At 62.3% G+C, this 12,110-nt stretch carries 13 protein-coding genes; 4 read left to right on the top strand and 9 right to left on the bottom strand.

What is annotated here, in order from left to right:
- Window positions 1-134 precede the first annotated feature (134 nt).
- The gene (locus tag ACA062_RS06800) at window positions 135-1,025 is read right to left on the bottom strand and encodes an AraC family transcriptional regulator (protein ID WP_497455726.1); all 891 of its coding nucleotides are present in this window, start codon (window positions 1,023-1,025) and stop codon (window positions 135-137) included.
- Between the two features lie 191 nt (window positions 1,026-1,216).
- Here ACA062_RS06800 and ACA062_RS06795 point away from each other — a divergent pair, with 191 nt between their 5' ends.
- Window positions 1,217-2,269 (top strand): NAD(P)-dependent alcohol dehydrogenase, encoded by a 1,053-nt coding sequence (locus ACA062_RS06795; RefSeq protein ID WP_497455725.1) that lies wholly within the window; start codon window positions 1,217-1,219, stop codon window positions 2,267-2,269.
- Here the strand turns inward: ACA062_RS06795 and ACA062_RS06790 are convergent.
- The 6 genes from ACA062_RS06790 to ACA062_RS06765 form a co-directional block, all read right to left on the bottom strand.
- Window positions 2,266-3,069 carry an IclR family transcriptional regulator gene (locus tag ACA062_RS06790; RefSeq protein WP_497455724.1) on the bottom strand — a complete coding sequence of 268 codons (804 nt, stop codon included), beginning with the start codon at window positions 3,067-3,069 and terminating at the stop codon, window positions 2,266-2,268. The genes ACA062_RS06795 and ACA062_RS06790 overlap by 4 nt on opposite strands.
- Window positions 3,070-3,129: 60 nt before the next feature.
- Complete coding sequence (locus ACA062_RS06785) at window positions 3,130-4,440, bottom strand: MFS transporter (protein WP_150765670.1); 1,311 nt, start codon at window positions 4,438-4,440, stop codon at window positions 3,130-3,132.
- Window positions 4,441-4,610: 170 nt separating this feature from the next.
- On the bottom strand, window positions 4,611-5,759 hold the full coding sequence (dgoD, locus tag ACA062_RS06780; protein ID WP_045061702.1) for a galactonate dehydratase: 1,149 nt from the start codon (window positions 5,757-5,759) through the stop codon (window positions 4,611-4,613).
- 61 nt (window positions 5,760-5,820) lie between these two features.
- The gene (locus ACA062_RS06775; RefSeq protein WP_497455723.1) at window positions 5,821-6,441 is read right to left on the bottom strand and encodes a 2-dehydro-3-deoxy-6-phosphogalactonate aldolase; all 621 of its coding nucleotides are present in this window, start codon (window positions 6,439-6,441) and stop codon (window positions 5,821-5,823) included.
- A 19-nt stretch (window positions 6,442-6,460) separates the two neighbouring features.
- The gene (locus tag ACA062_RS06770) at window positions 6,461-7,453 is read right to left on the bottom strand and encodes a 2-dehydro-3-deoxygalactonokinase (protein WP_497455722.1); all 993 of its coding nucleotides are present in this window, start codon (window positions 7,451-7,453) and stop codon (window positions 6,461-6,463) included.
- Window positions 7,454-7,667: 214 nt separating this feature from the next.
- A complete protein-coding gene (locus ACA062_RS06765; RefSeq protein WP_497455721.1) occupies window positions 7,668-8,150 on the bottom strand; it encodes a GNAT family N-acetyltransferase in 483 nt (160 codons plus the stop codon).
- Window positions 8,151-8,338: 188 nt separating this feature from the next.
- Between ACA062_RS06765 and ACA062_RS06760 the strand changes: the two genes are divergently transcribed.
- The 3 genes from ACA062_RS06760 (at window position 8,339) to ACA062_RS06750 (ending at window position 9,463) form a co-directional block, all read left to right on the top strand.
- Window positions 8,339-8,677 (top strand): hypothetical protein, encoded by a 339-nt coding sequence (locus ACA062_RS06760; RefSeq protein WP_497455720.1) that lies wholly within the window; start codon window positions 8,339-8,341, stop codon window positions 8,675-8,677.
- Window positions 8,678-8,721: 44 nt separating this feature from the next.
- Window positions 8,722-8,976 (top strand): hypothetical protein, encoded by a 255-nt coding sequence (locus ACA062_RS06755; protein WP_497455719.1) that lies wholly within the window; start codon window positions 8,722-8,724, stop codon window positions 8,974-8,976.
- 106 nt (window positions 8,977-9,082) lie between these two features.
- Window positions 9,083-9,463 (top strand): Rho termination factor N-terminal domain-containing protein, encoded by a 381-nt coding sequence (locus tag ACA062_RS06750; protein WP_497455718.1) that lies wholly within the window; start codon window positions 9,083-9,085, stop codon window positions 9,461-9,463.
- 131 nt (window positions 9,464-9,594) lie between these two features.
- On the opposite strand, the gene ACA062_RS06745 is transcribed toward ACA062_RS06750, so the two are convergent.
- Window positions 9,595-10,524, bottom strand: coding sequence for a PfkB family carbohydrate kinase (locus ACA062_RS06745; protein WP_497455717.1), 930 nt, complete (start codon window positions 10,522-10,524; stop codon window positions 9,595-9,597).
- Window positions 10,517-11,983, bottom strand: coding sequence for a purine-cytosine permease family protein (locus ACA062_RS06740; protein ID WP_497455716.1), 1,467 nt, complete (start codon window positions 11,981-11,983; stop codon window positions 10,517-10,519). Before ACA062_RS06740 ends, ACA062_RS06745 begins: the two co-directional genes overlap by 8 nt.
- Window positions 11,984-12,110: the final 127 nt, after the last annotated feature.

Here is a 12,110-nt window from a genome sequence, read left to right as displayed (position 1 = left end):
TGCGATTCCCGACAACAACACAAAACCCTTGTAGGAGCTGGCTTGCCAGCGAAGGCGGCGGCACATCCGACATTGATGTGACTGACAGGACGCTTTCGCTGGCAAGCCAGCTCCTACAGGGGATGTGCGGTGGATCAGGCGGCGCGTTCGTCGCCGGGATTGCGCTCGAAGTAGCGCTTGTACTCACGGCTGAACTGCGACGTGCTCTGATACCCCACCCGATGCGCCACCTGCGCCACGCCCAGCCCCTCGGCCACCAGCAAGGTCTGCGCCTTGAGCAGGCGCAGGCGCTTCAAGTACTGCACCGGTGACAACAAGGTGCTGCGCTTGAAATGCTCGTGAAAGGTCGACGCACTCATGTTCGCGCAACCGGCCAGGGTTTCGACGTTCAACGGCTCGGTGTAATGCGCATGCAGATGACTGAGCGATGCCGCGATCCGGGCGAACTGTCCGTGCTGCTCGACCAGTGCCCGCAATACATCGGCTTGCGGTCCGCGCAAGGCGACGAACAACAACTCGCGCAATCGGGCCTGCCCCATCACCTGGCATTCCAGCGGATCGTGCAGGCAACGCAGCAGCCGTTCCACACAGCCACGCATCGCGTCGTCGAGCACCGCCGAGGTCATGGACTCCGGTGTCTGCGCAGCAATCGTGCGTCCCGACACCAGCCCCATGGCCAACACCAATTCACCGAGCAGCACCCGGTCGATGGCGATGGACACCCCGAGCATCGGCCCATCCGGTGCCGAAAACGTCTCGCACTCGAACGGTACCGGCAGTGCCTGGATCAGATAATGCCCGGCACCGTACTCCAGCGTACGCGGCCCCAGATACGCCAGTTTGCTGCCCTGGGCGATGATCACCAGGCTCGGCTCGTAGATCTGCGGGCCACGGGCCACATCACAACTGGCGCGCAGAACCTGAACACCCGGCAATGGGGTGGGCGCGAAACCATCGCGAGTGGTCAGCGGCTGGATCAATGAAACCAGGGTGGCATTGGCATCGAGATGACGGGTCAACAGCATGGGCAGCTCTTCACAGAAAAAGTCGCGGAAATCGGCATGAAAGCATCATCGCAGGTCTGCTGGCCAATGCGACTCCGCCGCGGCGCATGCCGGAGGATTAGGCATGACATCCGGAGGAATCACCATGGCCGGTCGTGGGTACGGCGCCCAGAATTCACCCCCTCACCTGTCACTGCTCTGCGAGGTTCCTCATGTACACCGCCATCGGCTATGCCGCCCAATCGGCCACCACGCCCCTCGCCCCCGTGAAATTCGAGCGCCGCAGCCCTCGGGCCGACGACGTTGCCATCGATATTCTGTACTGCGGCGTCTGCCATTCCGACATCCACCAGGCACGCAACGAGTGGGGCATTGCCGTTTACCCACTGATGCCCGGCCACGAGATCGTCGGCAAAGTGACCGCCATCGGTGCGAACGTCATCCGACACAAGGTCGGCGACCTAGTCGGTGTCGGCTGCATGGTCGATTCCTGCCGCAGCTGCGAAGCCTGCCAGTCGAATCTCGAACAATACTGCCTCGAAGGTCCGACCATGACCTACGCCACTCCGGACCGGATCGATGGCAGCAACACCATGGGTGGCTATTCCGACAGCATCGTGGTCAGCGAACACTTCGTCGTGCGCATCCCGGAAAAACTCGACCTGGCCAGCGCCGCGCCGATCCTCTGCGCCGGCATCACCACCTACTCGCCGCTCAAGCACTACGGGGTGAAGGCCGGTGACAAGGTCGGGATTCTCGGCATGGGTGGCCTCGGCCACATGGGCATCAAGTTCGCCAAGGCCATGGGCGCCGAAGTGACGCTGTTCACCCGCTCGGCGAGCAAGGCCGAAGAAGCTCGCCGTCAGGGCGCGGACCACGTGATCGTGTCCACCGATGCCGAACAGATGAAGGCCGCGGCCGGTCATTTCGACTTCCTGCTGGACACCATCCCGGTGCAGCACGACCTCAATCCCTACCTCGACACCCTGCGTTTCGACGGCGTGCACATTCTGGTGGGCCTGATCGAACCGGTCGAGCCGCCGGTGCATGCGGGCAAGCTGGTGATGAGCCGTCGCGTATTGGCCGGCTCGCTGATCGGTGGCATTGCCGAAACCCAGGAAGTGCTGGATTTCTGCGCCGAGCACGACATCACTTGCGACATCGAAATGCTCGACATCCGCCAGATCAACGAGGCTTACAGCCGCATGATCGCCGGTGATGTGAAGTACCGCTTCGTGATCGACATGGCGACGCTGAAGATCTAAACCTTCAGGCCTAACTCCGCAGACAGCCGGGCTGTGACCCCTTTGATCAGGGGGATCAGCTCGGCCATTTTTTCCAGCGGCATGTAGGGCACGGTGCTGGCGATACTGATGCCAGCGACAATGCGCCTGGAGGCATCGCGGATCGGCGCCGCCACACAGCGGATCGACGGTTCGTTGTCTTCCAGATCGAAGGCGTAGCCGCCCGCCACATACTCCAGCATGCGCTGCTGAAACTGCTCCCAGGACTGCTCCGGGTGCTGCGGCCAGAATAGATTTTTCCCACCCGCCGGCAGGCTGACTTCGTACAGCCGCTGCCATTCTTCCTGCGTGTCATCCAGCATCAGCGCCTTGCCGATCCCGGTACGCGCCAACGGCATGCGGTGGCCGACCCGCGAACGCATTTCCGGGCCGTTGCGCCCCGGATTCTTGTGCAGATAGAGCACCTCGTCGCCTTCACGAATCGCCAGGTGGATGGTGTCGCCGGTCAATGCCGACAACTCATCCAGGTACGGCCCGGCCAGGGTCACCAAGGGCAGTTCTTCGCGCGCCTGGAAACCCAGCTCGATCAGCTTGGGCCCCAACAGATAGCCGATTTGCGGCACCACCCGCAGGTAACGCTCATCCACCAGACAGCTGGCCAGACGATGGGTGGTGCTGCGCGTGGTGCCGATCAGCCGGGCGATTTCCTTGAGATCACGGGCGCCACTGGCCACCGCCTGAACCACCCCCAGGCCGCGAAGCAGTGTCTGGGTGCCGGTCGGCGCGGCGTCCTTGGCGATTTTCGGGGCGTCTTCCTGCATATCCAGCCTTTACCGTTGAGCGAGTGAACGGGCGGCATTATGGTCGCCCGACGGCTGCAACTACAACTTGATACGCTCGACCTTGCCCACCAGCAAGATGTAGGAAAGCGCGCCAATCAACGCCAGCACCGAGATATAGGTGATCGCCGGGGCGAACGAATCACCGGTGGCGAGGAAACCGATGACGATGGGCGTGGTGATGGCCGACAGGTTGCCGATAAAGTTGAACACCCCGCCGGTCAGTCCCAGCAAACGAGCCGGGGCCAGGGTCGATACCAGCGACCAGGTGATCGAAGCCAGCCCGTTACCGAAAAACGCCAGCGCGAGAAAGGCAATCACCAGCGGGGTCGACTCGACGAAGTTGGCGCCGATGATCGAGGTGGAAATCAACAGGCCGCCTATGATCGGCAACTTGCGGGCAAAACCCACCGTGTAGCCGCGCCGGATCAACCAGTCAGAGAAGAACCCCGAACACAGCACGCCGACGAAGGCGGCGAGAAACGGCAGCGATGCCAACAGGCCGGACTTGATGAAGTCCATGCCGCGATACTTCACCAGGTAGGTCGGAAACCACGTCAGAAAAAACCACAGGGTCGAGTTGAGGCAGAACTGGCCGAGGTAGATGCCCCAGAGTTTGCGTTTGCTGAGGACGATGCCGAGGTCGATCCAACTGAATTTCGCCTTGGCCTTGGCGGTTTCGGCCTGGATATCCACCAGCCCGCCGCCCTCGCGGATCAGCTCGATTTCAGCCTCGTTGGCGCCCTTGAAATCCCGCGGCTCGCGATACACCGCGTACCAGATCACCGCCCAGAGAATCCCCACCGCACCGGTGCTGACGAACACCATGTGCCAGCCGTATTGATGCTGCAACCAGGCCAGTACCGGGGTGAGAAATGCCAGGCCGACAAATTGCCCGGAGGTATAGAAACCGATGGCGGTGGCACGCTCACGCTCAGGGAACCACGTCGTCACCACACGGCTGTTGATCGGATAGGCAGGCGCTTCCAGCGCACCGACCGCCATGCGCAAGACGAACAGCGCGATGAAGCTGGCAGCAAAGCCGAGCATCACCGTGGCGATCGACCACAGCAGCAGCGCGACACTGTAGAGAATCCGCGGCGGGACGCGATCCACCAGCCAGCCGCCGGGGATCTGCATGGCGGCGTAGGTCCAGCCGAACGCAGAGAAGATCAGCCCGACATGGATCGGATCGATCCCCAGTTCGCTGGTCAGCGCCGGGGCGGCAATCGACAGGTTGCTGCGGTCCAGGTAGTTGATCACCACGGTGATGAACAGCAGGACCATGATGAAAAAACGCTTGCGACTGGGCGTCACCAACGACGCCTGCCCGGTGAGGGTTTGCGGTTGCATGGGGGGTGCCTCTTTTTATGTTTATTAAGGGCGATTTGAAGACTTGCGCTGAACCCCTGTAGGAGCGAGGCTTGCCCGCGAAGGCGTCAGTGATGGCGCCGCCGACAGTCAGATAGACCTAGGCGTGGCCTTCGCGGGCAAGCCTCGCTCCTACGGGGATCACTCCGTGATCACCACTCGGCAAAACTGCCATCGGCATGGCGCCAGATCGGGTTGCGCCAGCGGTGGCCGACCGCCGCGCGTTCGATCACGTATTCCTCGTTGATCTCGATCCCCAGGCCCGGGCCGTTGGGGATCTTGACGAAGCCTTTGTCGTAGTCGAACACCCGTGGATCCTTGACGTAATCCAGCAGGTCGTTGCTCTCGTTGTAGTGGATGCCCAGGCTCTGCTCCTGGATGAATGCGTTGTAGCAAACCGCATCCAGTTGCAGGCACGCCGCCAACGCAATCGGGCCCAGCGGGCAATGCAGCGCCAGCGCCACGTCGTAGGCTTCGGCCATGTTGGCGATCTTGCGGGTTTCGGTGATGCCGCCGGCGTGGGAGGCATCGGGCTGGATGATGTCGACGTAGCCTTCGCTGAGCACGCGCTTGAAATCCCAGCGCGAGAACAGCCGCTCACCCAGGGCAATCGGTGTACTGGTGAGCGGCGCCAGCTCCTTCAATGCTTCGTAGTTTTCGCTGAGCACCGGCTCTTCGATGAACATCAGTTTGTACGGATCGAGCTCCTTCATCAGCACCTTGGCCATGGGTTTGTGCACCCGGCCATGGAAGTCGACGCCGATGCCGACGTTCGGGCCCACCGCGTCGCGCACGGCGGCGACGTTGGCCAGGGCCAGGTCGACCTTCTCGAAGGAATCGAGGAATTGCAGCTCTTCGGTGCCGTTCATTTTCACCGCGGTGAAACCACGTCCGACCGCTTCTTTCGCCGCGCGAGCGGTGTCCGCCGGCCGGTCGCCGCCGATCCAGGAGTAGACGCGGATCTTGTCGCGCACCTGGCCGCCGAGCAAATCACTGACCGACACACCCAGGGCCTTGCCTTTGATGTCCCACAGCGCCTGGTCGATACCGGCCAGTGCGCTCATGTGAATCGCCCCGCCACGGTAGAAACCGCCGCGGTAGAGTACGGTCCAGATATCTTCGATGTTGCGTGGGTCTTTGCCGATCAGGTAGTCGGACAATTCTTCGACGGCAGCAGCGACCGTGTGGGCGCGACCTTCGACCACAGGCTCGCCCCAACCGGTGACGCCCTCGTCGGTTTCGACCTTGAGGAAGCACCAGCGCGGTGGAACGATGAAGGTGGTCAGTTTGGTGATTTTCATCTCTGCTCTCTTTTTATCAATGCAGCTCTTATAGATGTAGCGCTTGCAGCGCCAAACAGTCTTAGCGAAGGGCTTTCCAGGCAGCCACGTAGGCCTTGGCGTTCACCGCCACTTCCTCAGGTGTCATGCCCGGCTTGAACAACCCGGAACCGAGGCCGAAGCCTTTGACGCCCGCGTCGATAAACACCTGCATATTGTCCGGCGTGATTCCACCGACCGGCGCCAGAATCGTTCCGGCAGGCAATACCGCGAGCCAGGCTTTGACGACGGCCGGCCCCATCTGCTCGGCCGGGAACATCTTCAGTACGTCGGCGCCCTCGGCCAATGCAGCAAAGGCTTCCGTCGGCGTCGCCACACCCGGCGACAGGAACAACCCCGCCGCCTTCGCTGCACGCAACACCTTGGGATCGCTGTGGGGCATGACGATCACCTGGCCGCCTGCGGCTTTCACCTGCCCGACCTGTTCCGGCGTCAGCACCGTGCCCGCGCCGATCAGGCAGTCGGCAGGCAAGGTACTGCGCAGGATGCGGATACTTTCGTACGGCTCGGGGGAATTGAGCGGCACCTCGATGACGCGAAATCCGGCGGCATACAGGACTTCGCCGATGGCCGCCGCCTCTTGCGGGCGTAGACCCCGCAGGATCGCGATCAGACCGTTTTGCGCCAGTGCTTGCTTGAGCATGTCAGACCTCCATTCAGGTTTAACGGGATGGGTTTGCAGCGATCAGTCCGGCGGCGACCGCCAGCTGCCACAACCCGCGTTCGGTGGCCTGCTCGGCCAGGGTTACCCGGGCAAAACCGCAGGCTTCGAGTGCCCGGCTGTAGCGGGCACACAGTTGGGCGTTACCGATGAGGATGATCGAGGGCAGATGCACGGTGTTGCGGCGCCGGCGCTGTACGTTGGCCAGGGCCGACAGCTCATGGCCGATCAGCAGGCCGGACAGGTAATCCGGTTGCGCGCTGGCACTCAGTTCGCCGGTCAGCCCAAGGCTGCGGGCGCTGAACAAGGTCGACAGCGGACCGATCTCGCCGTCCGCCGACAAGGCCACCTGCACCCCGCGATCGAAGGCTGCGCCATCGAAAGACGCACCGCGTTGCTGGGTGCGTCCCAGAATGCTGTGTTCGCTGAGCACGGCGAAGATTTCGCCGGTCATGAAGGTATCGAAATGCACGATGCAGCCGTCGGCGACTTGCACCCATTTCGAATGACTGCCCGGCAGGCCGATCAACAGATCGTTGCCGCAATCCACTGGCAGGTTTTGCAGCACGCCCAACACTTGGGTTTCTTCGCCGCGCATCACATTCGGTAAAGACGAGCGCTGGATAACGCCCGGCACGATGTGCACATCGATACCGCGAGTACTGCGCAGGGTGTGCAGGGAGGTGCCGAGACTGGCGACGTTTGCCGGGGTATCGCGATAGGCCGCTTCGCACCAGCCCTGGGCGCTGCCGACCATGCCGCAGGCAATCACCGGCAAATCGGGCTGCGCGTCGAGCCAGTCACCGCAGGCCTCATCGAAGGCCAGTTCAAAACCATCGGTGCATTCCCGACCGGCGACGATTCGTGGCGCTTTGGGCAGCTGCATGATGCCCGAGGACAGCGAGCGCTGTTCGAGCACTTGGCCATCCTGGCCCAGTTTGTAAGCACGTAATGAGGTTGTCCCCCAATCGAGCGCGATCAATTGCGCCAGCATCGATTCACCTGTTTTGTTTTTTGGCAGTGAGTGAGCTGGACTATAAACCCGGACGAGGGATAATCTCAATATATAAATATGCATCCCATATATTGGGCTAAAGGCAAAAAAGATCGCAGCCTTCGGCAGCTCCTACAGGGATCGTGTTCGGGCGCGATGTAGCGGCGCACACTGAATCTGTAGGAGCTGCCGAAGGCTGCGATCTTTTACGGGGTCAGTTACCCGAAGCGAAATCTCTCAACACCGCCCCATCCATCCGATACCGCACCCACTCCTCCTGCGGCTGCGCGCCGAGGGATTGGTAGAAGTCGATCGCCTGTTTATTCCAGTCCAGCACGCTCCACTCGAACCGCCCGCAATCATTGGCGCAGGCGATTTTTGCCAGATGGCGCAATAAGGTCTTCCCCGCGCCCCCACCGCGCTGTTGCGGGGTGATGTAGAGGTCTTCGAGGTACAGGCAGTTGCTGCCAAGCCAGGTGGAATAACTGAAAAAGAACACCGCAAAGCCGATCGGCGACCCGTCGCGCAGGCAGACCAGACCGTGGGCCGTGGCGCCTTCGCTGAACAGGCTGCGCTCGATGTCGGCGACGCTGGCGATGACTTCGTGGCGGGCACGTTCGTAGTCGGCCAGTTCAGTGATGAACGCGAGGATTTGCGGTGCATCGCTGGGGGTCGCCGGGCGAATCTCGATGGTCATGGACGTGCCTTCGTCAAAATTGAAAACGCCATACTATGTCGCTGCGCATGTTGTGGCGAGAGAGCTCGTTCCCTCCCACAAAATCTGTCCTGCCGTTTTGAACCGTTCGTCGTTCATCAGGCACCAATCCAAATCGGCACCGGACCAATATCAGGTAAGGACTCTCAATCGAAAATGGAGACACCACCATGATCACGTCCAGGTTGTCCGCCCTCGCTCTCGCCACCCTGATGTCCTGCGCCGCTTCCGCCGCCACCACCGCCTCCGGCACCGGCCCGACCAACCCGGTCGAAAGCCCTAAAGCTCCCGCCATCCAAAGCGCACCCGGCATGAACACCAACGGTACGGGCGTCGACAGCAGCCTGCCGCCCTCCACCGGCACCGACCCACGGACTCAGGGCAATGACGCGGGCCGTCAAGGTGGCATGAACCAGCCGGACACCCGGACACCCGATAACGCCGGCACCGGCGTCGGCTCGAAAACCACCACCGGTGGTTCCGGTTCCGAAGGCGGTGCCAGTCAATAGTTCGCCCACGCGAGCGCCTTATCCACCTGCATAAAGAGGTAAGCATGAACGTCGACAAAAGCCTTGAGAAAGAAGTCCTGACCCGCCTGTTGCACGCCCACCCGAGTGGGCTGGGCAAGGAGGTCCTGGACAATTACCGGGGGGAGAAAGTCGTGGCCAGCACCCTCGCCACGCTGCAGGAACGCGGGTTGATTCAGCACGGTCACGTGACCTTCAACGAGGCCGGTGAACACGCGCTCAACTTGCCGATCAAACTCAGTGCTGCCGGGGTTGAAGCAGCGCGCAAGCTGGACATCTAACCGTGTAGGAGCTGCCGCAGGCTGCGATCTTTTGCCTTTGAATGCCTGAAGATCGCAGGCTCCGCCAGCTGCTACGGATATACATCCTGAAGCAAGGAGAAATCCCATGCCTCGTGGAAGCAAAGACAAGTACACCGCCGAACAGAAGCGCAAGGCCGAGCACATCGAAGACAGCTACGAGAAAAAAGGTGTCTCCAAAGATGAAGCAGAAGCTCGCGCCTGGGCGACGGTCAACAAGCAGTCGGGTGGCGGTGAGCGCAAAGGGGGATCTGGACGCAAGAAACCGGCGAGCGCCAAGTCCGAAGATCGCAAGGAATCATCCCGACGCGCAGTGGCCAGCCGTGAGGGTCATTCGCGCAACAGCAAGGCTTCGCGCGATACCCAGACCGTGGACAGTTTGAGGAAGGAAGCCACGACGAAGAAAATTCCCGGGCGCTCGAGCATGCGCAAGCAGGAGTTGATCGAGGCGTTGCGCAAGGCTGGATAAGGACAGGATTTGTATTGGATTCCAGGGCCCCATCGCGGGCAAGCCCGCTCCCACAGGTATCGAGTGTGTTCACAAATTTTGTGTCCACACCAGACACCTGTGGGAGCGGGCTTGCCCGCGATGGCGGTAGATCAGACGCCGGAGATGTTGCTGATCAACTCGTCCACCTCAGCCGTCCCGGGCGATGTCGCCGGCCCCCACCGGGTCACCGCCAATGCCGCCGCCGCATTCGCCCGCCGCGCCGCCTCAACCGCCGACAACCCCTGCGCCAACCCGGCCACAAACACCCCGGCATGAGCATCGCCCGCACCATTGCTGTCCACCGCCTCGACCTTGAACCCCGGCACATGCCGGTGATCGCCGTGCAGACTGATCCAGCACCCTTGCGGCCCATCGCGCACCACTGTCAGCACCTCGGCCGGCAGATGTTCAGCCAACCGGTTCAATGCCTCGCCGATATCCGACGCTCCGGTAAACCGCAGCGCCTCGACACTGTTGCTGGTCCACAGATCAATGCGCGGCAGCAAGGCCTGCATCAACGGCGCATCCGGCGAATCCACCAACGGCCCCGGATCGAACACCACCTTGATCCCGCTCGGCAACGCCAGCACCCAATCCACTAGCGCCTGCGCCTTGCCGCAATGCAACAGGCTGTAGCCACTGACGTAGACATAGTCGCCCGCTTCGGCCGGCACACTCGCCAAGTCCTCGGCGGTCAATTCGCCCTCGGCACCGATATAGGAAATGAAACTGCGCTCGGCCGATGCGTCCGTCACCGCAACGCACAGCCCGGTATCGCGCTCGGCGCGGTCAGCGATGCCGAGGCGGATGCCTTGCGCGTTCATCGCCTCACGAGCCAGATCGCCGAAACGTCCGGTGCCGTGGCGCCCCAGGTAAATCACCGGCAAACCGTTACGCTGCGCGGCAGCCATCACATTGAAGCCGCCGCCGGCTTCGAAACGGGCGGATTGCGCCAGCACGTCACCGCCCGGCTGAGGCAGTTTATCCACGGCCATGACCAGGTCGATGATGACCTGGCCGGTATGCAGCAATCTAGGCATGAGCATTCTCGATCCGCGCGGCGCGACGATCCTTCGCCCCACCGAGTACAGCGTAAATCCCGCCGGCCACCAGGAACGTCACGATCCAGCCCAGGCCGTTATGGCCCAGCCAGGAGTCGGACAGGAAGCCGCGGAACCAGACGTTCTGTTCGGTGGTGCCGAGGGTGGTGAAGCTGAAACCCAGCACGATCGCCACCGCCCATGCACCGAACGCACGCCACTCGACGCCGCCGCGATACCAGTAGGCGCTGCTCGGGCTGACGTCCAGCAGGTCCTTGGGGCTGTAGTAGTGACGATGAATCAGGTCGACCACGAAGATCCCGACCCACGCCGTGATCGGCACTGCCAGCAGCGAAATGAAGGTAATGAACGGACCGTAGAAGCTGTCCGCAATCAGCATGAAGTAGATCGAACCGGCGAAGATCGCGACGATATCGACCACCACGGCGTAGACGCGCTTGACCTTCAGGCCGAGGGTCAAGGTGGTCAGACCGGCGGAGTACACCGACAGGTTGTTCGACAGCAGCAGCCCGCCGAATGCGGTAATCAGGTACGGCACGGCCATCCAGGTCGGCAGCATGTCGCGGATCGCGACGATCGGATCGGTGGCCGAGGCCAGGTCGTTGTTGCCCACCGACAGCAGCCCGCCGAGGGTGATCAGCAGGACCAGCGGGATCCCCGCACCGAACGCCGCCGACGCCACCAGGCGCACGGCCTTGACGCTGCGGTGCTGGTAGCGCGACATATCGGCACCGGCGTTGGCCCAACCGATGCCGGTGCCGGCGGCCATGGTGCCGATACCGATGATCATGGCGCTCAGCGGTGCCGGCGTGGCGTTGAACACCGCGCTCCAGTCGATGGTGGCGCAGAGGAAACCGCCCACCAGAATGTTCAGCGCACCGAACACATAGGTCGCCCACTTCTGGATCACCAGCAACGTCGCGTGGCCGAGGCCGGAGACCGACAACGTCAGCAGCACGAAAATCGCGATGAACACCAGGGTCAGCAGCGGTGCGCTTTTGGCTTCCACCGGCGAACCGAACAGGATCGAGCACAGCGACAGCAGTACGAAGGCGGCAGTGGTGGTGTTGACGGTTTCCCAGCCCAGACGCGACATCAGCGAGACCAGGGTCGGGCCGATATTGCCGCGTACGCCGAAGATTGCTCGCGACAGGGTCAGGCTCGGGGCCCGGCCCCGCCGGCCGGCGATGGAGATGATGCCGACCACCGCAAACGAACCGGCGGCGCCAAGGATCGCGACGATGATCGCCTGCCAGATCGCCAGGCCGCGAAACGCCACGAGGGTCGCGCCCAGCGGCAGGCCGAGGATGGAAATGTTGGCGGCAAACCAGACCCAGAACAGTTGCAGCGGATGGCCGTTGCACTCCGCCTCCGGCACCGGTTCGATGCCCCGGGTTTCCAGTTGCCCGGCGCTTGGCCCGGCGGTCGATGAACTCATGAAAAAAATACTCCTGTTGCCTTTGTTGTGGTTGTGGGCAATTTCGGAAGACGAAACAACATCCCGGCAGTCCTGGCCGTGTTCGTGCGTTCCATTGCGGTGAAAAAATTTGAGTGCGCGGCGCGCC

This window comes from Pseudomonas sp. LBUM1679, from assembly GCF_059695565.1.
The sequence above is the reverse complement of the archived record's forward strand: the minus strand, read 5'-3'. Positions and strand labels throughout refer to the sequence as shown.

Coding starts and splice junctions, on each gene's coding strand:
- ACA062_RS06800 (WP_497455726.1), bottom strand. CDS start 1,025: ATGCTGTTGACCCGTCATCTCGATGCCAATGCCACCCTGGTTTCATTG.
- ACA062_RS06795 (WP_497455725.1), top strand. CDS start 1,217: ATGTACACCGCCATCGGCTATGCCGCCCAATCGGCCACCACGCCCCTC.
- ACA062_RS06790 (WP_497455724.1), bottom strand. CDS start 3,069: ATGCAGGAAGACGCCCCGAAAATCGCCAAGGACGCCGCGCCGACCGGC.
- ACA062_RS06785 (WP_150765670.1), bottom strand. CDS start 4,440: ATGCAACCGCAAACCCTCACCGGGCAGGCGTCGTTGGTGACGCCCAGT.
- dgoD (WP_045061702.1), bottom strand. CDS start 5,759: ATGAAAATCACCAAACTGACCACCTTCATCGTTCCACCGCGCTGGTGC.
- ACA062_RS06775 (WP_497455723.1), bottom strand. CDS start 6,441: ATGCTCAAGCAAGCACTGGCGCAAAACGGTCTGATCGCGATCCTGCGG.
- ACA062_RS06770 (WP_497455722.1), bottom strand. CDS start 7,453: ATGCTGGCGCAATTGATCGCGCTCGATTGGGGGACAACCTCATTACGT.
- ACA062_RS06765 (WP_497455721.1), bottom strand. CDS start 8,150: ATGACCATCGAGATTCGCCCGGCGACCCCCAGCGATGCACCGCAAATC.
- ACA062_RS06760 (WP_497455720.1), top strand. CDS start 8,339: ATGATCACGTCCAGGTTGTCCGCCCTCGCTCTCGCCACCCTGATGTCC.
- ACA062_RS06755 (WP_497455719.1), top strand. CDS start 8,722: ATGAACGTCGACAAAAGCCTTGAGAAAGAAGTCCTGACCCGCCTGTTG.
- ACA062_RS06750 (WP_497455718.1), top strand. CDS start 9,083: ATGCCTCGTGGAAGCAAAGACAAGTACACCGCCGAACAGAAGCGCAAG.
- ACA062_RS06745 (WP_497455717.1), bottom strand. CDS start 10,524: ATGCCTAGATTGCTGCATACCGGCCAGGTCATCATCGACCTGGTCATG.
- ACA062_RS06740 (WP_497455716.1), bottom strand. CDS start 11,983: ATGAGTTCATCGACCGCCGGGCCAAGCGCCGGGCAACTGGAAACCCGG.